The organism is Streptomyces sp. NPDC051563 (genome assembly GCF_044454225.1).
Taxonomy (GTDB): domain Bacteria; phylum Actinomycetota; class Actinomycetes; order Streptomycetales; family Streptomycetaceae; genus Streptomyces.
Genome location: NZ_JBITDL010000007.1, coordinates 122,323 through 143,869 on the forward strand (window position 1 = coordinate 122,323; position 21,547 = coordinate 143,869).

Consider the following 21,547-nt stretch of genomic DNA (forward strand, 5'->3'; position numbering starts at 1 on the left):
CGGTGCGCCAGATCGGTTTCTCACCCTGCGTGCCGGGCCGACGGGGGTGTACGGCCCGGCACGCAGGAGCATCGGGGCGGGTCCCGGTCAGGCTCCGACCCGGCCGGGGGCCGGTGCCTGCGCGGGCGTCCGTACCGGCTGTCCCCCGGTCTTCGCCGGGGCCGCGCCGTCGCCCGCCTTGCCCCGGGGGAAGAGGAACAGGGCGACGGCGATGCCGGCGATGGCGACGCCCGCACCGGTGAACATCGCGGGCGCCATGCCGGAGACGTACGCGGACCGCGCCGCCTCGGCCAGTGCTTGCCCCGCCTGGGCCGGCAGCTGGGCGGCGACCGCGAAGGCCGCACCCACGGAGTCCCCCGCCGCGTGCAGCGCGGATTGCGGCAGACCGGCGGCGGCCTGGCCGGCCGCCAGCTCCTCGCGGTACGTGCCGGCGAGCAGGCTGCCCAGTACGGCGACCCCGAGCGCGGAACCCAGCTGCACGGCCGCGCTGTTGGTGGCGGAGCCGACGCCCAGGTCGTCCTCGGGCAGGGAGCCCACGATGGCGTCGCTGGTCGGGCCGATGATGAAGCCCGCGCCGAAGCCGAGGAAGAGCATGGCCGCCAGGGCCCGGCCGTAGCCGTCGCCGTCCCCGGTGGTGGCGAGGATCAGCAGGGAGACCGCGGCGAAGGCGAGCCCCGCGGCGGCGAGCCGGCGGGTGTCCACGTACTGGCCGAGGAACGAGGCGAGCGGGGCGGCCAGCAGGATGATCAGCGCGGTGGGGGCGATCCGCAGCCCGGTGGCGCCGGCGTCGTAGCCGAGCACGAACTGGAGGTACTGGACCAGCACGAACAGCGCCCCGAGGAGCGACAGCAGGCCCAGGAAGACCAGGACGTTGCCGATGGCCAGCCGCCGGTGGGCGAAGATCCCGAGCGGGAGCATCGGTTCGCGCGCGGTGCACTCGCGGACGACGAACCCGGCCAGCAGCAGCGCCGCGACGGCGAACCCGGCCAGTACCTTCGCGCTGGTCCAGCCCTCGGCCGGGCCCTCGATGACGGCCCAGAGGAGGGTGCCGACCCCGAGTACGGAGAGCAGCGCGCCCGGCAGGTCCAGGCTCCGGGCCACGGCGGCCCGGGAGTTCGGCACCGTCTTGATCGCGGCGGCCAGCGCGATGATGCCGATGGGCACGTTGATGAGGAAGACCGAGCCCCACCAGAACCGGCCGAGCAGCCAGCCGCCGACCAGCGGCCCCATGGCCAGACCCACGCCGATCATGGCGGACCAGAGCCCGATGGCCTTCATCCGCTCGACGGGATCGGTGAAGACCGTGCCGATGATCGAGAGGGTCGCGGGCATGATCAGTGCCTCGCCGACGCCCATCACCCCGCGGGCGGTCATGAGCTGGGCGGTGCTGTCCGAGAAGGCGGCGACGGCGGAGGCGCCGGCGAAGAGGACCAGTCCCGACAGGAAGACGGGCTTGCGGCCGTACCGGTCGGCGAGGCTGCCCGCGAAGAGCATCAGGCCGGCCGCCATCAGGCTGTAGATGTCCACCAGCCACTGCAGTTCGCTGGTGGACGCGCCGAGTTCGCCGACGAGCGTGGGCAGGGCGACGTTGACCACGGTGACGTCGAGCCCCACGATCAGCAGGCTGAGGCACAGCACCGCCAGGATCGGCCAGCGCAGCGGATGGCCTGCCGCGCCGGGTGGGGCCGCGGCGGGTGACGGGGACGGCACGGAAGGCACGGCGGAACTCCTTAAGTTGAACACTACCGTTCGGGTTCAGAGTAGCGCCGAGCCGGACCCATATCGAACAACACTGTAAAGTTTCATGCGTGGCCGGGAGGCCCTCCGGCCACGCCCGCAGCCAGGTGCGGCCGCCCTGCCGGAAGACCGTGCGGAGCACGAGCGCGGCATCCAGGGACCCGTCGCTGCCCACGCTGAGCACCGCGCCGCTGTAGAGGCCGCGGTCTGTGCGGGCGAGCCGGCCGCTGACCCGGGAGTGGCAGAGTGGGCCCGACGACACGGCCCACCCCGCCCCACCTGAGGAGGACCTCCATGGACCCTGCCGACCGAACCCTGCTGGCCGCCGCCGACACGGGCGACGCCGACGCCGTGAGCGCGGCCCTCGCCGCCGGCGCCGACATCGAGGCCCGTGACGAACACCGCCGCACCCCGCTCCTGCTCGCCTCCCTGGGCGACCACGTGGCGGCCGCCGAGGTCCTCGTCGCCGCCGGCGCCGACCCGGACGCCCAGGACGACCGCGACGACAGCCCCTGGCTGGTCACCGGTGTCACCGGCAGCGTCCGCATGATGCGCACCCTGCTCCCGGCCCGCCCCGACCTCACCCTGCGCAACCGCTTCGGCGGCATCGCCCTGATCCCCGCCGCCGAACGCGGCCACGTCGACTACGTGCGGGCGCTGCTCCGGGAAACCGACATCGACGTCGACCACGTCAACCGGCTCGGCTGGACCGCACTGCTCGAAGCCGTCATCCTCGGCGACGGCGGCCGCGCGCATCAGGAGATCGTGGAACTGCTCATCGCCGCCGGCGCCACGCCGCACCTCCCGGACGGCGACGGCGTGACCGCCCTCGAGCACGCGGAACACCGCGGATTCACCCGCATCGCCGCCCTGCTCGGGTCCGTACGGTAGGAACGGCCGCCCCGTCCCAGTTTGGCTTGGGCATCCACCACATTTCAGCTCGGTTCCTGCACGGCGTCGTTTCGTCCCAGGTGGAGAGGGTCTCCTCCACGACCTCTGGCACCACACCGATCGGCGCGAGGCACTGTTTCGCCGTGCGGCGGCCCAGTCCGTCGTACCGGTAGCGCCAGCGGGGGCCGTCCGGGGTCACGACGTCCGCGAGCCGGTCCTCGGCGCCCCACTCGTAGCGCCAGGTGTCCGGCTTGCGGGACAGCCTGGTCCGCTGTCGGAGCACCACCCGGCCCCGCTCGTCGTGCTCGTAGCGCATGCGGCCCGCCCTGGCGATCCGGGTACCCGTGTACGTGCGCTCGCCACAGGAATCCTGTCCAGGATGGGCGTCCGGCCAGGAGGCCGACGTCTGGTTGCCCGTCTCGTCATAGCCGTAGCGTTCCGACCAGCCATCCGCGTCCACTGTGGTGACGCGCCCCATCGCGTCGAGCGAGAAGGACCGGTCGCCGTTCAGGGCGTCCTTGATCCCCGTCAGGAACCCAAGAGTTCGCCGTCGCGCCCTTGAGGCCGTCCGGCTCGCCCATGCCCTTCAGACCGTTGCCGACCTTCTCGGTGCCCTTCTCGATCCCGTCCTCGATGAAGTCCGGTACGAAGTCCCCCAGACCCATCAGCCCTCCCCCGCGTCACGCTTCGCCTGCTCCAGCAGATCGTTCAACGAACCGATCTTCCCCGTCGACGCCAGCTTCTCGCCCGTGTCCGACCAGGTCTTCCCCATGTCCTGGGCACTCTTCTCGAACGACTCGGCGCTGTAGTCGGGCTTGTAGGCGTCCGCGGAGAACATGTCGCCCCACGACTTCTGCTCGATCTCGTCCTCACTCGCGTGCGGATTACCGAACGCGGCCGCGTTCACCACCACCTTGAACGCGCCCTGGACGTACTGCTCCTCCTCCCACACCGTGCCCGCAGCGATCCCGAGGTTCCCGGCCAGCGCACTCGCGTTCTGCACCAGACTCCGCACCCCCCACTCCCAACGCTCACAGAAATCCTCGAAGTCGGTCGCCAGCCCGGCGTGACCGGCCTCCATCCCCGTCATCGACAGATCGGAAAAGCCGGCACCCTGCGAGGCACCCGCCGCGTCCCCCGACTCCCGCAGCTCACCGATCGCCGCCCGCAGACCGTCCCGGATGTTCTTGACCGCCGCCGGCGATACCTCGAGGTCCCCGTCACCCGCCATCAGGCCACTTCCCCACGGTCCAGGTCCACGGCACTGCCGTCGGGAACGATCCCCACCACCGGCGGGAAGAACATCGACCCGTCCTCGTCCGCCACGTTCACGGCCACGCCCGCCGGACGGTCCGCCGTCGGGACCACCGCGTCCACCAGCCGCGCGCCCAGTATCGAGAGGTACTCCCACTCCCGGCCGGCGTCCGCCTCGCCGCGCGCCGCCGCGAACCGGGCGAGCGCCTCCTCGTCCGTGAACGCGTAGATCCACCGGATGCCACCGGACACCGCCGACATCAGGCCGCCGTCGGGGCCGTCCGGAAGCGGAACCAGCAGGACGGCCCGCCGGAACTCCCCCAACAGGCGACCGGAATCACCCGCCCCGCTCCGTATCGCCGCGATCTCTGCGGTCAGTTCCATGGGCTGCATCCCCTCCAGCGCCGGCCGGCGTCCTGGAACAACACGCTACCGGGGACCCCGCTGGTTCCCTCAGGCCCCCCGCGAAGGCCCTGTCAGGCGTGGTTGACCGGGAGGACGTCCGGGGAGAGGGCACCCGCACGGGCCGAGGCGCTCGTCAGCTGGGCCACCACGTAGGCGTACCGGGTCCATGTCCTGCGGCGCCTCGACCGCCTCCGTCAGCCGTCCGGCCAGGTCCCACAACCGTATGGCCTCTGCTTCCGGGTCGGGTGCGGCCACCGCGTCTCAGCTCCCGCTTCGTCCGGTTTCCTGGTTCCGGAAGGCGTCCCGGGCAGCACGCACCGCGGCCTCGAGCCCGGCGTCGTCGAGGTCCCCGGGCTCGGCGAACGCGGGATCGACTTCGTAGTCCTCGAGGATCATGAACACCTGGTCGAAGAGGGTGCCGAGCGGCCCCTGGAGCCGTTCGCCGTTCGTCTGGGACGCACGACGGGCTTCCCACCAGCCGGCTGCGAAGTCGCTTGCCGCGCAGGTCCCTTCGGCGAACGCGTCGAGCAGCGCCAGCTGCCGGGCCGCAGCGCTCTGCGGGTCGATGTCCTCGGGCCGGGACCATGCCCGGTGCACGGGCCCGTACGCGGCTGCCACGGTCGGCAGCGCGGGTTGGCGGTCCGCCAGGGCGCGCGCGTGACGGCCGAAGCGCGCGCGTGCCGTGTCGACCCCTTCCCCGACCGCTGCCGCCATGAACGCGGCCGTTCCCGCGATCAGCGCGTAGCCCGGTCCGGGGAAGAGGACAGCCCCTTGCAGGCCGGGCGCGCACAGCAGGAACGGCGGGTGGACGTCCATGCCCTCCGTACCCGTGGCTGACAGGGACCGCGTACCGGCGATCGCGCCGGAGGCGTCGGCGAGGTCAGTGGCGAGGACGTACGGGGACCCGACCGCACGGCAGCCGGCTGCGATCCGGCGTCCCAGCTCCGCGTCGAGCCGGGTGCCCGCGGGCACCGGGGTCACCGATTTACCGCGGAGCCAGGACGGGGCGAAGGTGCCGTCCCGGCCGAGCACGGCCCGCACGTCCGGTGCGCCGTCGCGTTCCGCGTCCTCGTATTCCGAACCGGTCACCACAAAAACCCTTTGTCGATGATTCCCTGGAACTGCTTGTCGCCCAGCTTCCAGGCCGACCAGAACGTACCATCGGCGTGCAGCATCACCATCTTCTGCGATGCCGGGTCGATGAACCCGACTGCCTGACCCTGATTTCTGTAGTCGAAGCGGTAGATCTTCGTCCCGTCCCCCGTCATGTGGTCGCGCATGGCCTGTTCGAACCGCTGCAAGTTGGCCTTGTTCAGGTTTCCGGGGGTGTCGAGGAAGTCTCCCGCGTGGGCGTGGAACTTCTTGCTCATGACCTTCTGGCTGGAGAAGTCGGCTTTGCTCTCCCACCCACCCCTCGGGCACGGGGCGAGACCCAGAGGGTCGGTCCAGGAGTGCGGGTTCTCGACGTAGGTGGAGGGGTTGGGCGCGGGCCCCAGTCCCAGCGGGTCGAGCGTGAGGTAGCGGGCCGTTTCGGGGTCGTAGTGCCGGAAGAGGTTGTAGTGGAGGCCGGTCTCAGGGTCGTAGTACTGGCCCGGGAAGCGGAGCGGGGTGTAGGTGCTGCTGTCGCGGGACCAGGTGGTGGTGCCCCACAGGGTGGACCGGTTGCGCCACGCGATGTCGCCGGATTCGTCGATCAGCTCCGTGGGGGTGCCGATGAGGTCGGTGGCGATGGCGAAGAAGCGGCGGTCGATCTCATCCTGGCGGTCATCGGCCGTAAGGATGCGCTCGGTCTGGGCCAGGGGGACGTCGCCGCGGTGGTCCCAGGTGAGGGCGACCGTGTGCGGGACGTCCGGCTGACTGCTGGTCTGTTCGCACAGCGTCATGCCGTCCCAGGTGAACCGCACTTCCTCCGACACGCTCTCGCCGTCGGCCCCCAGGCGCTGCTTCGCGGTGCGGCGGCCGAGCGGGTCGTAGCGGTACCTCCACCGTGTCCCGTCAGGGGTGGTCACAGAAATGAGGCGGTTCTCGGTGTCCCACGTGTAGCGCCAGGTGTCCGGCTTGCGGGAGAGGCGGGTCTTCTGGCGGAGCGTGACCCGGCCCAGGGCGTCGGGTTCGAAACGGACGTCGCCGGCCCGGGTGAGGCTGGTGCCCGTGTAGGTACGCGTTCCGTTGGCCTCCCCGCCCGGGTGGCCGGACGGCCACGACGCCGAGGTCTGGTTGCCCGAGGCGTCGTAGGCATAGCGCTCGGTCCAGCCCCGGGCGTGGACGGCGGTGACCCGGCCCGCCCGGTCCAGGTCGAAGGTGCGCGCGCCCGCCAGTCGGTCCGTGACGTACAGCAGGCGGCCGTCGGCGCGGTAGGCGTATGCACGGCTGTTGACCGCCCGTCTTCCCGCGGTGATGTGCTGCTCCGAGAGGCGCCCGGCTTCGTCCCAGGCCGAGGTCATGGTGACCGCGTCGCCGAAGACCCGGGCCAGTTCGCGTCCGGCGGCGTCGTGGGTGAACTCGACGCGCTGCCCGCCGGTGGTGAGACAGCTTGCCCGTCCGTCGGCGCCGTAGACGTAGGAGGTGACGTGACCGCTGGGAGTGGTGCGGCGCGTACGGCGGCCCAGGGCGTCGTACGCGTAGCTGATGGGGCGGCCGTCGACCAGTTCGGTCTTGATGAGGCCGCGGCGGTCGTACTGGTAGCGCAGTTCCCCGTCCGGTCCGACCGCCTCCAGCAGACGTCCGGCCCTGTCGTAGGCGTAGGCCGTCACCTGGCCGTCGACGTCCTTGCGAACCGGCTGGCCGAGCCGGTCGCGCTCGTACGAGATGGTCCCGCCGAGCGCGTCGACGCGGGCGGCCAGCCGGCCGGAGGCGTCCAGCTGGTAGGTGAGGGTGTGGCCGTCGAAGTCCGTCTCGGAGACGATGTTGTCGGCGGCGTCGTACGTGTACGTCCAGGTCAGCCCGTGCGGATTGGTGACGCGGGTGAGGCGCAGCCCGGAGTCGTGCTCGAACTCGTAGCGTGCGCCGTCGGGTCCGGTACGGGCGGCCGGCAGGTCGAAGTGGGTGTACTCGGAGCGGGTGACCCCACCGGACGCGTCGGTGTGGGTGAGGAGGTTTCCCTCGCCGTCGTACGTCCACGTCTCCGTGGCGCCGTCGGGGCCGGTGCGCCGGGCGAGCTGCCCGTCGGCGTCCCATTCCAGGCGGGTGACACCACCCACCGGATCGGTGATGCGGACCGGTCGGCCCAGGGCGTCCCGCTCCGTACGGGTCACGCCGCCGCCCGGGTCGCTCACCTGTACGGGAAGCCCCGCCGCGTCGCACACCACGCGGGTCGTGGCGCCCTCGGCGTCGGTGAGCGACGTGATGCGGGCGGCATCGTCGTAGGTGTAACGGGTGGTGGCACCGGCCGGATCGGTCACCGCCGTCCGGTTGCCGCGTGCGTCGTACGCGTGGAGCACGCGTGCGCCGTCCGGTCCGACGATCTCCACGGGCAGGCCGAACGGGCCGCGCACTGCGTGGATTTCCCCACCATCGGGGCAGATCACGCGGACGGGGTGACCGTCCTCGTCGTAGGAGAAGCCGGTGGTGAGGCCCAGCGGGTCCGTGCGGGTCAGGAGGTTGCCGCGCCGGTCGTACGTGAAGCGGGTGGTGTGACCGAGCGGGTCCGTGGTTGCCAGGACACGGCAGTCAGGGCCGAACAGGTGGCGGGTCACCTGCCCGTCGGGGGTGGTGAGCGTGGTGGTGCGGTGGCCTGTCCGTGGGTCCGGCTCGCCGTACGCCAGGGTGATCTGGATGTGGCCGGCCTCGCCGCCTTGTGCCACCACACGGTCGCGGTCGTCGTAGACGTAGTCGTAGCGGCTGGCGTTGGAATCGATCCAGGCGGTGACGCGGCGACGGTCGTCGTACACGAAGGCGGTGGTGGCACCCGAAGGCTTCGTGACCGCGGTGAGGTTGCCGTCTTCGTAGCCGTAGTCCATCAGCGGCAGATCCGCGCCGCCCTCACCCCCGCCGACCAGGGCCAGGGACGTGACGAGGCCGTCGGTGACGGACAGCTTCACTTCGTGGCCGGCCGAGTGGACCAAGGCCAGTGGCACACCGTCCTGGCCGCGGTCCACGGTGATGGTGTGGCCGTTGCGTTCGGTGATGCCGGACAGCCAGGCCTCACCGTCACGGCCACCAGCGCCGTCCGGTCCGCCGCCGGAGGGGGCGGCGAAGTGCCTGGTGAGACCGCTGTCGGGGTCGGAGACCGTGTAGTCGCCGACGGCATCGCGGGCCAGCACGCTGCGGGCGCCGCCGCCCTGCGGTCCGGTGGGCAGGCCGGGGGCCGGATGCGGGTACGCGATGATCAGCCCGTCGGCGGTGACGTGGACGACTCCGGCCCCGTCGATCTCCAGCCGCTCGTCCGCGGTCGACGTCCAGGCGGGTCCCATGAAGCGGCCGACCGCGCAGCCCGACTCAGTACGGCGGGTGAAGACCAGCGGCAGGATGCCGGGCACGTCGACATCGGTCTGGGGCAGGAACATCCGGCCGGTGGCGAGGTCGACCGGGTCGGTGCCCTTGGACTGCTTCTCCCCGTCGGGGGTCTTGTGCGCATCGGGGCCGTCGCCGTCGAGGGCCCTGCGGCCGGGTCCCTTGAGGTCGTCGAGGTGCTTGGCCGCGGATCCGATCTTCTTGAGGGAGCCCAGGCCCTTGGAACCGATGAGCTCCGGGATCATCTTGCCGATGCCCTCGGAGGGGTCCTTCATGAACTCGTCGAGCATCTGCTTGCCCGCACCCATGGGGTCGTTGGCCATCGTGACCAGACCCGCGGCCGTCGAGTTCAGGTTCGTCACGTACTCGGCCGGGTGCGTGAGGTTGTACGGGTCCATCGGGTTCAGCGCCCGCGCGAAGTTCGCCATGCCGGCGGTGCCCTTGAGAACACCGCCCGCCAGGTGCGTCTTGGCCAGGTCCAGGTAGTCCATCCCGTCGCCGAGCTGCTCGGCGTACGAGGGCTTCGGCGGAGCCGCGTCGCGGGCCGCACGCACCGCCGTACGCACCGTCTCCGCGACGTCGTTGCGCTGCTTGCGGGCCGTATCCAGCTTCTCCTGCGCCGCTTTGGCGATCGACGTGCCGGGGTCGGTGAAATCCTCCGAGGGACGCGGTGGCAGCGGGTCCTTCTTCGCCTTGATCGCGTCGTTGTAGGTGTCGACCAGCTTGTTTGTGGGCGTTGCGGGCGTCGGTGGAGACCTTCTTCGCCCGGTTGTACTCCTCCAGCGCTTCCTTGGCCTGGCCCTGGGCCCACTCCACCGTCTCCGCGAACCGGCCCATCGCGTCCGCGGCCTTCCCGAAGGCGTCCGAGGCCTTGAACCAGCGCGGCGGCTCCTTCGCCACGGCCTCCCGGAACGAGTTGGCCGTCGCGCCCTTGAGGCCGTCCGGCTCGCCCATGCCCTTCAGACCGTTGCCGACCTTGTCGAAGGCCGCCTTGAAGTCGTTCAGATGGGACACCTGCGCGCGGATCTTCGACACGCTTCCGTAGACCAGCTTGTGGGGATCGTCGGTCTGCCCCAGCTCCAGCTCGGAGACGTCCGCACCGAGCTGGTTCGCCGCCGAGCGGCTCTTGTCACGGATCCAGTCACCCGCACCGTCCAGACCCACCCCCTCAGCGAGGTCGGCCGTCTTGTCGCCAGCCCACTCGACGGCGTCGCCGACCTTCTCCGCACCCTTCTCGACACCGTCCTCGATGACGTCCGGTACGAAATCCCGCCAACCCATCAGTGGCCGCCCCCGTCACGCTTCGCCTGCTCCAGCAGGATGCCACCGGACACCGCCGACATCAGGCCGGCGTCGGGGCCGTCCGGAAGCGGAACCAGCAGGACGGCCCGCCGGAACTCCCCCAACAGGCGGCCGGAATCACCCGCCCCGCTCCGTATCGCCGCGATCTCTGCGGTCAGTTCCATGGGCTGCATCCCCTCCAGCGCCGGCCGGCGTCCTGGAACAACACGCTACCGGGGACCCCACTGGTTCCCTCAGGCCCCCCGCGAAGGCCCGGTCAGGCGTGGTTGACCGGGAGGACGTCCGGGGAGAGGGCACCCGCACGGGCCGAGGCGCTCGTCATCTGCTTGCGGTGGTGGCGGCGGCACAGTACCTCGTAGCCGATCTCCTCCGCCGGGCGGTTCACGTCACCCACCACGACCTGCGCGCCCTCGACGACCATCTCGCCGCCCACCGTGCGGGCGTTGTGCGTGGCGCGGGCACCGCACCAGCACAGGGCCTCGACCTGGAGCTGCTCCAGCCGGTCCGCGAGCTCGATCAGGCGCTGGGAGCCGGGGAAGAGCTTCGTGCGGAAGTCCGTGGTGATGCCGAAGGCGAAGACGTCCATGCCGAGGTCGTCCACGATGCGGGCCAGCTGGTCGATCTGGGCGGGCTCCAGGAACTGGGCCTCGTCCACGATCACGTAGTCCGCCTTGCCGCCCGCCGACAGCTGGGCCACCACGTAGGCGTACAGGTCCATGTCCTGCGGCGCCTCGACCGCCTCCGTCACCAGACCGAGCCGGGACGAGAGCTTGCCCTCGCCCGCCCGGTCGTCACGGGTGAAGATCACGCCCTGCAGGCCCCGCGCATCGCGGTTGTGGGCGATCTGGAGCGCCAGCGTGCTCTTTCCGCAGTCCATGGTTCCGGAGAAGAACACCAGCTCGGGCATGGGGAGTACAGCGCCTTTCGATGGAGGAGGGGAGGGCGGGTGGGGGCGGGAGGAGCCTCAGGAGCGGATTTCGAGCAGCGGGACGAGCTGCTCGGCCGGGGTCATCGAGCCGTGCATGCCCGCGAGGGCCGACTCGTTGGGCTCGGCGCGCGAGGCGGTGATCGCCACGTCGGCCTGGGCGGCCGCGATCACGTCGCCGATGCGGCCGAGGACCCGCTCGTCGCACTCGCCCGGTGCCCCGAACCAGCCCAGTTCCAGGGCTTCCGCGCGGCTCGCGACCCAGAAGCGGTCGCCGAGCACCTCGCGCCAGACGGTCAGGACGTCGGCTTCGGCGCCCGGTACGGCGTACACGTGCCGGGCCCGGCCCTCGCCGCCCAGCAGGGCCACGCCGGCGCCGAGTTCCCAGTCGTCGTCGTAGTCGATGCGGGAGTCCTCGTCGAAGGGGACGTCCACCATGCCGTGGTCGGCGGTCACGTACAGCGCGGTGCGCGGCGGCAGTTGCCCGGCCAGGCGCTGGACGAGGCGGTCCACGTACATGAGCTGGCCGCGCCAGGCGTCGGAGTCGACCCCGTGCCGGTGGCCGGCCCCGTCGAGCTCGCTGTAGTACGTGTACACGAGCGAGCGGTCGCCGGCCGCGAGCCGTTCGGCCGCGAGGTCCATGCGCTCCTCGCCGGTCATCCGGCCGAGGAAGGTGCCGCCGCTCAGCGCCACCTTCGTGAGCGGGGTGGTCTGGAAGGCGGGCGAGGACACCTGCGCCGTGGCCACCCCGGCCGCGTCCGCCTGCTGGAACACCGTCGGATACGGCTGCCAGGGCTTGGGCGGGGTCCACGGGTGCCAGCGGAGCTGGTTCATCAGTTCGCCGGTGGCGGGATTGCGCACGGTGTAGCCGGGCAGGCCGTGCCGCGCCGGCGGCAGGCCGGTACCGACCGAGGCCAGCGAGGTCGCCGTGGTCGCCGGGAAGCCCGCGGTGATCGGACGGCCGGTGCCGCCGCGCGAGGTGGCGAGCAGGGAGGTGAGGTACGGGGCCTCGTCCGGGTGGGCCTTGATCTGCTCCCAGCCCATGCCGTCGACCAGGAACACGCAGTTGCGGTCGGCCGGGGTCAGCTCGGCGATCGAGGCCTCGAAGCCGGGCACGCCCTGGCCCGCCACGAGGGTGGGCAGCAGGTCGGCGAGCGAGCCGGTGCCGTAGTGCGGCACCGGGGCTCCGGCCAGGTCCAGCAGCTCGGGCTCGTCCTGCCAGCTCTGCGCGGCGGAGTACGACGCCATCAGCGGGCGGGGGTGGCGGAAGTGGCCGCTGTCGCTTCGCTGAGTGCCTGCGCGAAGACCAGGGTCTGGCGGACCGCCTCGGGGCCGTCACCGGCCTCGCTGACGCGCAGGCTGAGGTCGTCGGCGGTGGAGTTGCCGGTGTAGCCGTGGTCGGCGTCGCAGTTCGCGTCGCCGCAGGCGGCGGGCTCCAGGTCGATGCGCGAGACCGCGCCCCAGCCGATGGTCAGGACGACCTCGCGGGGCAGGGTGCCCGGGGTGTAGGACTCCGGGTTGGCGACGACGCGGCTGAGCACCACGGAGGAGATGCTGGCCAGCTTGACCGACTCGGTGGAGGTGGTCGCGTACGGCGACGGGGAACCGGCGTCGGCGGCCTGCTCGTCGGTGTGGCTGACGATGAAGCGGTTGCCGGTCAGGACCAGCACGGTGACGTGCCGGCGCACCTCGTTGGAGTCGAAGGTCGTCTCCTGGTGGACCAGGTACGACGAAATCGGCTCGCCGCCCACCGCGGCCTCCACGGCCTCGGCCACGAGGGCCGGGTAGTAGCCGCTGCGCTCGATCGCCGTGCGCAGCCCCTGGGTCGTCGTACCGGATTTCGCCATGAGGTCCATCCTAAGGCCCGTACGGGGCACCACGGCCGCCCCGGAGCCCGTCCCCCGGACCTCAGTAGCTGGGCAGGGTCCGCGGGCCGAGGTCGCCGCGGGCGGGCGGGTGGGCGACGCGGACCGTCGCACTGAGCACGGACAGCCCCTCGGTGGCCACGACGACGGGCTCCAGGGCCACGCCGACCACCTCGGGGTGGTCGTCGACGAGGCGCGAGAGGCGCAGCAGCAGCTCCTCCAGGGCGGGGGTGTCCACGGGGTCGCTGCCGCGCCAGCCGAAGAGCAGCGGGGCGGTGCGGATGGAGCGGATCAGGCTCGCCGCGTCCTTGTCCGTGGCGGGAACCAGCCGGTGGGCGGTGTCGCCGAGGAGTTCGGAGGCGACCCCGGAGAGCCCGAAGGACAGGACGGCTCCGGCGGCCGGGTCGATGACCGAACGGATGACCGTGTCGACGCCCCGGGGGACCATCGACTGGACCACGGGGAGGAGCTCCTGCGGTTTGCCCAGCGCGTGGGTGAGCTCCTCGTACGAGCGGCGCAGTTCGGCCTCGGTGGTGAGGTCGAGGCGGACTCCGCCGAGGTCGGCGCGGTGGCGCAGGTGCGGGGCGGTGGTCTTGAGCGCGACGGGGTAGCCGAGGACCTGGGCGGCCCGGACCGCGGCATCGGGGCTCGGGGCCGGGAGCGTGGAGAGCACCCGGATGCCGTACCGGGCGAGCAGCTCGCGGGCAGCGGGGTCGTCCAGGGTGACCACCTGCTCCTCCCCCACCCCGGCCAGCAGGCGGGAGAGCTGTCCGGCGGCGCCGCTCTCGTCGATGTCCTCGAACTCGGGCACCTGCCCGACCTCGGCGATGCCCCGGCGCCACTGCCCGTACCGGACGGCTTCGGCGACGGCCTTGACCGCCCGCTCGGCGGCCGGATAGCTGGGGATCCGGGCGACTCCGGGAGCGGGCACGGCCGCGCTCCCCGCGGCGTCGGACCCCGGCTCCGGCCGGAAGGGCGCGCCCGCGGCGACGGGCACGGAGAAGGGCGGGGCCCCGGTCCCGGAGGCGCGCACGGCACCGGGTCCGCCGCCGGATCCGCCGACGGCTCCGGCACCGGCTCCGGCATGGGGGCCGGCACCGGGCACGGCATCGGCCCCGGCACCGGATCCCGCGTCGGGCCCGGAGGCCAGGGCCGCCAGGGCCGTCGCGGCCGTCGGCCGCGTCGCGGGGAGTGCGTCCGCGGGCTCCGCCGCGGCGGTCGGCGCCGTGGCCGCCGAGAGCGCCTCGGCGAGGGCTCCGAGTTCCACGTGGACCACGGCCACCGGCTTGCCGGGGTGCGCGGCGGCGGCCGCCCGCAGGGCCTCCGCCAGGTCGTCGGCGAGCGCGTGCTCGCTCACCCAGGGGATCGCGGTGACGACGACGGCGTCGGTGTCCGGCGAGGCCAGCGCGGCACAGACGGCCGTGCGGAAGTCCTCCGGCGAGGCGGCCGTGGTCAGGTCGAGCGGCGGCAGCGGCCGCAGCCCCTCCGTCAGGCAGGCGTCGTAGGTGAGCACGCCGAGCGATTCGGAGTTTCCGAGGATGGCCACCCGCGGCCCGGCCGGTACGGGCTGCGAGGCCAGCAGCAGGCCGACGTCCACCAGCTCGGTGACCGTGTCGACCCGGATGACGCCCGCCTGCCGCAGCAGCTCCGAGACCGTCGCCTCGGGCAGCCGGGTGCCGGGGACCACGTGCCCGGCGGGGGTGTGCCGGCCGCCCCTGGCGACGACCACCGGCTTGACGGCCGCGGTGCGCCGGGCGAGCCGGGTGAACTTCCTCGGGTTGCCCAGGGTCTCCAGGTACAGGAGCGCGACGTCGGTGGCCTCGTCGTCGTACCAGTACTGGAGGATGTCGTTGCCGGAGACGTCGGCCCGGTTCCCGGCGGAGACGAAGGAGGACAGCCCCTCCCCGCGCCGCAGCAGCCCGGAGAGCAGCGCGATGCCGATCGCCCCGGATTGGGTGAAGAGCCCGACCCGTCCCCGCGCCGGGGCCGGAGCGGGGGCCAGGGAGGCGTTCAGCTCCACCTCGGGGGCCGTGTTGATCACCCCGAAGGCGTTCGGTCCGATCAGCCGCATCCCGTACGAGCGCACCTGCCGCACCAGTTCGCGCTGGCGGGCCATGCCCTCGATCCCGCTCTCCCCGTATCCGGCGGACAGGACGACCAGGCCCTGCACCCCGTGTTCGCCGCAGGCCGCGACCGCGTCCGGGACCCGGTCCGCCGGGACCGCGATGACGGCGAGGTCGACCGGGGCGCCGACGGCGCCGAGCGTGGGGTAGGCCCGTACGCCGTCGAGGAGATCGCGGGTGACCGCCTCGTTGACGGCGTAGAGGTGGCCGTGGAAGCCGCTGTCGCGCAGGTTGCGCAGGGCCGCCGCGCCCACGCCCGCGAGGGAGCGGCTGACGCCGATCACCGCCACCGATCCGGGGGACAGCAGCCGCTGGACGGAGCGGGCCTCGGCGCGCTGCTCGCGGGCGCGCTGGACGGCGAGGGACTCGGCGGTCGGTTCGAGGTCGAGGGTGAGGTGGACGGAACCGTCTTCGAAGCTGCGCTTCTGCTGGTAGCCGGCGTCGGTGAACACCTTGATCATCTTGCTGTTGGCGGGCAGCACCTCGGCGGCGAAGCGGCGGATCCCGCGTTCGCGGGCGACCGCGCCGATGTGTTCGAGCAGGGCGGAGGCGACTCCGCGGCCCTGGTGGGCGTCCTGCACGAGGAAGGCGACCTCGGCCTCGTCGGAGGGCCCGGTGGCCGAACGGCCGTCGGCGCCGATCCGGTCGTAGCGGACGGTGGCGATGAACTCGCCGCCGATCGTCGCGGCGAGGCCGACCCGGTCCACGTAGTCGTGGTGCGTGAAGCGGTGCACGTCGCGGTCGGAGAGCCGGGGGTAGGGCGCGAAGAACCGGTAGTACTTCGACTCGTCCGAGACCTGCTCGTAGAAGCTGACCAGCCGGCCCGCGTCGTCGGTGGTGATGGGCCGGATCCGGGCGGTCCCGCCGTCCCGAAGGACGACGTCGGCTTCCCAGTGGTCCGGGTACGAGGGGTCGGACTCGGTCGTCATGGGGTCACCTTAAGGCGCGAACGCGTCGACTGGCCTGGGCGCGGCGCATCGGGCAAGCTGTCTCGAATCAGGGCAAGCTGGGGTAGGTCGAACGGCGGGAAAATCGGGCCGAAGGTCGGTTCGACCATTCCGGGCGTCGTGAGAGACTGGTCTAGACAACCGTAAGAACCTGAAGGGCATCACCATGGCAGAGCGCCGCGTCAACGTCGGCTGGGCCGAGGGCCTGCACGCTCGTCCCGCCTCGATCTTCGTCCGGGCGACGACCGCTTCCGGCGTCCCGGTGACCATCGCGAAGGCCGGCGGCGACCCCGTCAACGCCGCCTCCATGCTGGCGGTTCTGGGCCTGGGCGCCCAGGGTGGCGAGGAGATCGTCCTCTCGTCCGACGCCGACGGCGCCGAGGCCGCACTGGACCGCCTCGCGAAGCTGGTCGCCGAGGGCCTCGAGGAGCTCCCCGAGACCGTCTGACCCCTTCGGGTTCGACCCGCAGGACTCGCAGGATCCGCAGGACTTGCACGGCGAAGCCGTTGCCCCCGACCGCCACCACGGTCGAGGGCAACGGCTTCGCTGCTTTCGGGGACTCCGGCCGGGCCCGGCCGGGCCCGGCCCGAAAGGCACGCATCACCATTCCAGCGCGCGCGCATTCCGGCGCACCTCAATTCCGACGCACGTCAATTCGGGCGGCCGGAATTCCGGCCATAAAAGCCGTACGAGGCACCGGGCGTGCGAGCCGGATCACCCGGCCCGGATATCCCCTCTTTGTATACGCCGTTTGTTAATGCGGAACGCTTGCCGTGTTTACGGCAGGTTGCAAAGTCCTCACGCGCAGCCGGTGCGCCCCCGCCGCCCGGTCCACGTGCACCGCGGTCAGCGCCCGGGCGCGCTCGGCGTCGCCCCGGGCCACCGCGTCCACGATCGCGCCGTGCTCCGCCCAGGACTCCGCGGGCCGCACCGGGGCCTCCACCACGTACATCCAGGCCACCTTGTGCCGCATCTGGGTGAGCAGTGCGATGAGCCCGGGGCTGCCCGAGGCCTGGGAGAGCGTCTCGTGGAACCAGCCGCCCAGGGAGCGCAGGTCCTCCCCCTGTCCCCTCCTGGCCCGTTCCTGGCCCAGCCTGACCAGGCCGCGCAGCACCTTGAGGTGGGCCTCGCTGCGCCGCCGGGCCGCCCGGGCGGCCGCGAGGGGCTCCAGGAGCATCCGCAGCTCCAGGAGGTCGGCCGCCTCCTGCTCGGTCGGCTCGGCCACGCAGGCACCCGCGTGCCGGCGGGTGGTCACGAAGCCCTCGGACTCCAGCGTGCGCAGCGCCTCGCGCACGGGGACGCGCGAGACTCCGTACCGGCGGGCCAGCACCTCCTCGGTCAGCCGGGCGCCGGGCCCGAAGACCCCGGAGACGATGTCGTCGCGGATCGCTGTGCATACCGTGTGCGCGGGAATACGCAAGACCGGACCTCCGCCTTTTTCGTATGGCTGTGCGCGTTGCGACTCTATTGCAACACACGATAATTTCCGAGGACGGCCGGAAATACGAAACATTCACACAAGGCGAGGCGCGGAACACGACGAAGGCCCCGGCTCTCAGGGAGCCGGGGCCTTCGCGGAAGACGTGCGGTGGGGCGAGCGGTCAGACGCTGACGCCGTGCGAGCGCAGGTACGTGAGCGGGTTGATGTCCGAACCGTAGTCGGCGCCGGTGCGGGCCTCGAAGTGCAGGTGCGGGCCGCTGGAGTTGCCGGTGGAGCCCGACAGGCCGATCTGCTGGCCCGCGGCGACCTGCTGGCCGACGGAGACGTTCAGCGAGGACATGTGGCCGTACTGGGTGTACGTGCCGTCCGCGTGCTTGATGACGACGTTGTTGCCGTACGCCCCGCCCCAGCCCGCCTCGACCACGGTGCCCAGGCCGACCGCGTGCACGGAGGTGCCGGAGGCGGCGTGGAAGTCGATGCCGGTGTGGCTGCCGGAGGACCACATGCCGCCACCCGCGTGGTACTGGGTGCTGACGTAGGAGCCGTCGACCGGCGCGACGAAGGTGTTGAGGCGCTTGCGCTCCTCTTCGCGGGCGGCGCGCTCGGCGGCCTCGCGCTCGGCCTTGGCCTGGGCTTCGGCCTTCGCCTTGGCCTCGGCGGCGCGCTGCTTGGCGTCGGCCTCGGCCTGCGCCTTGGCGGCGGCGGCCTCGGCGGCCCGCTGCTGGGACTGGGCCTGGGCCTCGACGTCGCCGGCGAGCTCGTCGGCGACCACGATGGTGTTGAGGGTGCCGGTGTCCTCGATGGAGGGCGAGTGGTCCGCGGCGAACGCGGGACCGGCCAGGGAGCCGACGACACCAGTGGTGGCGAGGGCGGCTATGCCGGCATAGCCGGCGGTCCTGCGGCTGAGACGGCTCGAACCACGGTGCTTGCCGGAACCGGAACCGGCTGCACGACTGCCAAACGCCATGAAGGGGCTGATCCTTTCCTTCCCTCTCGCCTACCGGGTTAGCTGACGGGTTCGGAGCAGGAAGGTCTCCTACGGGCCTCCTCTTGCGAGGCGGTCCGATTCACCCCAGGGACACAAGTGGGTCCCCGGCTCCCCAGGCTCGCGCCTGACGGGGACTCGGCGATCGCTGTCCGGTGCCGCGGGCGCGGCGGTTACACCTGACGAACAGCACGGCCGACGCTAGGCGGATCATCAGGTAATCACCAAACAGACGCGCCCTTTTGTTGCGTACGCCACACCACATACAAGCAACCACACCACTAAAGGGAAAATAAGGACAAAAGGGGCCCCGGCGGACAAGCCGCCGGAGCCCCTTGAGCGACAGGCCAGTTGACGGCCCGCCCGAGATCGACCGGACAACGGCCGGAGACCACCTGACGATCAGTTGGCGACCACGGTCACTTCGCCGATGCCGAGGGCCCGCACGGGCTCCTCGATCTGCGAGGCGTCACCCACCAGGACCGTGACCAGACGGTCCACCGGGAAGGCGCTGACGACCGCCGAAGTGGCCTCCACCGTGCCGGTTTCGGCGAGCCGCGCGTACAACTGCGCCTGGTAGTCGTCCGGCAGCTCCTGCTCGACCTGGTCGGCGAGCGTGCCCGCGACGGAGGCCGCCGTCTCGAACTTCAGCGGGGCCACCCCCACCAAGTTCTGCACGGCCACGTCCCGTTCGGCATCGGTCAGGCCGCCCTCCGCGAGGGTGCGCAGCACCGTCCAGAGGTCGTCCAGCGCCGGGCCGGTGTTCGGGGTGTCCACCGAGCCGCTGATGGCGAGCATCGAGGCACCCTTGCCGTCGGCGGTGGAGCGCAGCACCTGGCCGAAGGCGCGCACGCCGTACGTGTACCCCTTCTCCTCGCGCAGCACCTTGTCCAGCCGGGAGGTGAGCGTGCCGCCCAGGCAGTACGTGCCGAGCACCTGGGGCGCCCAGACCCGGTCGTGGCGGTCGGCCCCGATGCGGCCGATCAGCAGCTGCGTCTGGACCGCGCCGGGCCGGTCCACGATGACGACGCGGCCCGTGTCGTCGGCGGTGATCGGCGGAACCGGGCGCGGGGCGGTGGTGTCACCGGTCCACGCGCCCAGGGTGTCGGCCAGGACCGCGTCCAGGTCGATGCCGGTCAGGTCGCCGACGACCACCGCGGTGGCGGTCGCGGGGCGCACGTGGGCCTCGTAGAAGGCGCGTACGGCCCCGGAGTCGATGCGGGCGACCGTCTCCTCGGTGCCCTGGCGCGGGCGCGACATCCGCAGGGAGGCCGGGAAGAGCTCCTTCGAGAGCTGCTTGGCGGCGCGGCGCTGCGGGTTGGCGCTCTCGTGCGGGATCTCGTCGAGCCGGTTGCGCACGAGCCGGTCGACCTCGGCGTCGGCGAAGGCCGGCGCGCGCAGGGCCTCGGCGACCAGCCCCAGCGCCTTGTGCAGGCGGGAGGCCGGAACCTCCAGGGAGACCCGCAGGCCGGGGTGGTCGGCGTGCGCGTCGAGGGTGGCGCCGCAGCGCTCCAGCTCGGCGGCGAACTCCTCGGCGGAGCGCTTGTCGGTGCCCTCGGTCAGGGCGCGCACCATGATCGTGGCCACGCCGTCGAGGCCCTCGGGCTCCGCGTCGAGCGGGGCGGCGAGGTTGATCTCGACCGCCACCACCTGCTGGCCCGGGCGGTGGCAGCGCAGCAGGGTCAGGCCGTTGGCCAGTACCCCGCGCTCGGGGGCCGGGAAGGCCCACGGCTGCGGCTCGCCGGCCTCGGGGCGCGGGTGGAAGGTCATCGTGACGGCTGCGGTGTCGGCTGCGGTGTCGCTCACTGCTCCGCCCCCTCGTTCTGGTCGTTCGCGTCGGTCTCTTCGGTCTCTTCGGCGCCGTCCGCATCGATCGGCTCGTAGACGAGCACCGCGCGGTTGTCCGGGCGCAGTCGGGCCGCGGCCACGGCCTGCACCTCCTCGGCGGTGATGTCGAGGACGCGCTGGACGGCGGTCAGGGCGAGCTGCGGGTCGCCGAACAGCACCGCGAAGCGGCACAGTTCGTCGGCGCGGCCGGCCACCGTGCTCAGCCGGTCCAGCCACTCGCGCTCCAGCTGCGCCTGCGCGCGCTCCATCTCCTCGGCCGTCGGGCCCTCGGCGGCGAACCGCGCGAGCTCCTCGTCGACGGCCGCCTCGATGGCGGGCACCTCGACCCCGCTGGAGGTCTTGACGTCCAGCCAGCCCAGCGAGGGCGCACCGGCGAGGCGCAGCATGCCGAAACCGGCCGCGACGGCGCTCTGGTCGCGGCGCACCAGGCGGTTGTGGAGCCGGGAGGACTCGCCGCTGCCCAGGACGGTCAGCGCCACGTCGGCGGCGTCGCACTCGCGGGTGCCGTCGTGCGGGAGCCGGTAGGCCGCCATGAGTGCGCGGGCCGGGACCTCCTCGACGACCTCCTCGCGCAGCTGCTCCCCCATGATCTCGGGCAGCGAGCCGTCGCGCGGCGGCTGCTTGCCGTCGTGGCCGGGGATGGTGCCGAAGTACTTCTCGACCCAGGCGAGCGTCTTCTCGGGGTCGATGTCGCCGACGACCGAGAGCACCGCGTTGTTGGGCGCGTAGTACGTACGGAAGAACGCGCGCGCGTCCTCCAGGGATGCGGCGTCCAGATCGGCCATGGAACCGATCGGGGTGTGGTGGTACGGGTGGCCCTCCGGGTAGGCAAGGGCCGTCAGCTTCTCGAAGGCCGTGCCGTACGGGACGTTGTCGTACCGCTGGCGGCGCTCGTTCTTGACGACGTCGCGCTGGTTCTCCATGGACTCGTCGTCCAGGGCGGCCAGCAGCGAGCCCATCCGGTCCGCCTCCAGCCACAGCGCGAGCTCCAGCTGGTGGGTCGGCATCGTCTCGAAGTAGTTGGTCCGCTCGAAGCTGGTGGTTCCGTTGAGGGAACCGCCGGCCCCCTGGACCAGTTCGAAGTGGCCGTTGCCGGAGACGCTCTTCGAGCCTTGGAACATCAGGTGCTCGAAGAGGTGAGCCAGGCCCGTACGTCCCTTGACTTCGTGGCGCGAACCGACGTCGTACCAGAGGCAGACCGCGGCGACCGGGGTCAGGTGGTCCTCGGACAGCACCACGCGCAGGCCGTTGGCCAGCCGGTGCTCGGTCGCTGTGAGGCCGCCGGAGCCGGCGTGAGCTGTGGCCGTGTGACCCATGGGCATGTGGTCCCTTCGATCGCGATGCAGAGATTCCTGTCAGACCTGCCACTGT

At 72.1% G+C, this 21,547-nt stretch carries 17 protein-coding genes, 2 pseudogenes and 1 riboswitch; of the genes and pseudogenes, 2 read left to right on the top strand and 17 right to left on the bottom strand.

Annotated elements, in window-relative coordinates; translation table 11 throughout:
- Nucleotides 1-87 precede the first annotated feature (87 nt).
- The gene (locus ACIA8F_RS10940; RefSeq protein ID WP_399377978.1) at nt 88-1,719 is read right to left on the bottom strand and encodes a DHA2 family efflux MFS transporter permease subunit; all 1,632 of its coding nucleotides are present in this window, start codon (nt 1,717-1,719) and stop codon (nt 88-90) included.
- A gap of 312 nt (nt 1,720-2,031) precedes the next feature.
- Here ACIA8F_RS10940 and ACIA8F_RS10945 point away from each other — a divergent pair, with 312 nt between their 5' ends.
- The gene (locus ACIA8F_RS10945; RefSeq protein ID WP_399377979.1) at nt 2,032-2,628 is read left to right on the top strand and encodes an ankyrin repeat domain-containing protein; all 597 of its coding nucleotides are present in this window, start codon (nt 2,032-2,034) and stop codon (nt 2,626-2,628) included.
- On the opposite strand, the gene ACIA8F_RS10950 is transcribed toward ACIA8F_RS10945, so the two are convergent.
- From ACIA8F_RS10950 to ACIA8F_RS11005, 12 genes and pseudogenes are all read right to left on the bottom strand, one after another.
- Nucleotides 2,591-3,106, bottom strand: a complete 516-nt coding sequence (locus tag ACIA8F_RS10950; protein WP_399377980.1) for a hypothetical protein — start codon at nt 3,104-3,106, stop codon at nt 2,591-2,593. The genes ACIA8F_RS10945 and ACIA8F_RS10950 overlap by 38 nt on opposite strands.
- Nucleotides 3,107-3,292: 186 nt before the next feature.
- Nucleotides 3,293-3,859, bottom strand: a complete 567-nt coding sequence (locus ACIA8F_RS10955) for a hypothetical protein (protein ID WP_399377981.1) — start codon at nt 3,857-3,859, stop codon at nt 3,293-3,295.
- Nucleotides 3,859-4,266 (bottom strand): SseB family protein, encoded by a 408-nt coding sequence (locus ACIA8F_RS10960; RefSeq protein ID WP_399377982.1) that lies wholly within the window; start codon nt 4,264-4,266, stop codon nt 3,859-3,861. Before ACIA8F_RS10960 ends, ACIA8F_RS10955 begins: the two co-directional genes overlap by 1 nt.
- A gap of 282 nt (nt 4,267-4,548) precedes the next feature.
- On the bottom strand, nt 4,549-5,376 hold the full coding sequence (locus ACIA8F_RS10965; protein WP_399377983.1) for a hypothetical protein: 828 nt from the start codon (nt 5,374-5,376) through the stop codon (nt 4,549-4,551).
- Complete coding sequence (locus ACIA8F_RS10970; protein WP_399377984.1) at nt 5,373-9,305, bottom strand: RHS repeat-associated core domain-containing protein; 3,933 nt, start codon at nt 9,303-9,305, stop codon at nt 5,373-5,375. Before ACIA8F_RS10970 ends, ACIA8F_RS10965 begins: the two co-directional genes overlap by 4 nt.
- A 12-nt stretch (nt 9,306-9,317) precedes the next feature.
- Nucleotides 9,318-9,461, bottom strand: a pseudogene (locus ACIA8F_RS10975) (putative T7SS-secreted protein); the annotation flags it as partial.
- Nucleotides 9,462-9,471: 10 nt separating this feature from the next.
- Nucleotides 9,472-10,020, bottom strand: a pseudogene (locus ACIA8F_RS10980) (putative T7SS-secreted protein); the annotation flags it as partial.
- The gene (locus ACIA8F_RS10985; RefSeq protein WP_399377985.1) at nt 10,020-10,205 is read right to left on the bottom strand and encodes a hypothetical protein; all 186 of its coding nucleotides are present in this window, start codon (nt 10,203-10,205) and stop codon (nt 10,020-10,022) included. The pseudogene ACIA8F_RS10980 and the gene ACIA8F_RS10985, both read right to left, overlap by 1 nt.
- Nucleotides 10,206-10,297: 92 nt before the next feature.
- Nucleotides 10,298-10,948, bottom strand: coding sequence for a thymidine kinase (locus ACIA8F_RS10990; protein WP_399377986.1), 651 nt, complete (start codon nt 10,946-10,948; stop codon nt 10,298-10,300).
- A 57-nt stretch (nt 10,949-11,005) separates the two neighbouring features.
- Nucleotides 11,006-12,214: an alkaline phosphatase family protein gene (locus ACIA8F_RS10995; protein ID WP_399377987.1), complete on the bottom strand. Its 1,209-nt coding sequence runs from the start codon at nt 12,212-12,214 to the stop codon at nt 11,006-11,008.
- Nucleotides 12,214-12,822 (bottom strand): DUF5998 family protein, encoded by a 609-nt coding sequence (locus ACIA8F_RS11000; protein WP_383938079.1) that lies wholly within the window; start codon nt 12,820-12,822, stop codon nt 12,214-12,216. The genes ACIA8F_RS10995 and ACIA8F_RS11000 overlap by 1 nt, the downstream gene beginning before the upstream one ends.
- A 52-nt stretch (nt 12,823-12,874) precedes the next feature.
- Nucleotides 12,875-15,883, bottom strand: coding sequence for a GNAT family N-acetyltransferase (locus ACIA8F_RS11005; protein WP_399377988.1), 3,009 nt, complete (start codon nt 15,881-15,883; stop codon nt 12,875-12,877).
- A gap of 184 nt (nt 15,884-16,067) precedes the next feature.
- Between ACIA8F_RS11005 and ACIA8F_RS11010 the strand changes: the two genes are divergently transcribed.
- Nucleotides 16,068-16,349 (top strand): HPr family phosphocarrier protein, encoded by a 282-nt coding sequence (locus ACIA8F_RS11010; RefSeq protein ID WP_383938072.1) that lies wholly within the window; start codon nt 16,068-16,070, stop codon nt 16,347-16,349.
- 307 nt (nt 16,350-16,656) lie between these two features.
- Here the strand turns inward: ACIA8F_RS11010 and ACIA8F_RS11015 are convergent, their stop codons facing one another.
- From ACIA8F_RS11015 to ACIA8F_RS11030, 4 genes are all read right to left on the bottom strand, one after another.
- Nucleotides 16,657-17,322: a GntR family transcriptional regulator gene (locus tag ACIA8F_RS11015; protein ID WP_399377989.1), complete on the bottom strand. Its 666-nt coding sequence runs from the start codon at nt 17,320-17,322 to the stop codon at nt 16,657-16,659.
- Between the two features lie 181 nt (nt 17,323-17,503).
- Nucleotides 17,504-18,310, bottom strand: coding sequence for a M23 family metallopeptidase (locus ACIA8F_RS11020; RefSeq protein WP_399377990.1), 807 nt, complete (start codon nt 18,308-18,310; stop codon nt 17,504-17,506).
- Nucleotides 18,311-18,322: 12 nt separating this feature from the next.
- A riboswitch (cyclic di-AMP (ydaO/yuaA leader) is annotated at nt 18,323-18,482 on the bottom strand.
- Nucleotides 18,483-18,730: 248 nt separating this feature from the next.
- On the bottom strand, nt 18,731-20,098 hold the full coding sequence (locus ACIA8F_RS11025; RefSeq protein WP_399378079.1) for a M16 family metallopeptidase: 1,368 nt from the start codon (nt 20,096-20,098) through the stop codon (nt 18,731-18,733).
- A gap of 32 nt (nt 20,099-20,130) precedes the next feature.
- On the bottom strand, nt 20,131-21,498 hold the full coding sequence (locus ACIA8F_RS11030) for a M16 family metallopeptidase (RefSeq protein WP_399377991.1): 1,368 nt from the start codon (nt 21,496-21,498) through the stop codon (nt 20,131-20,133).
- Between the last annotated feature and the right edge of the window lie 49 nt (nt 21,499-21,547).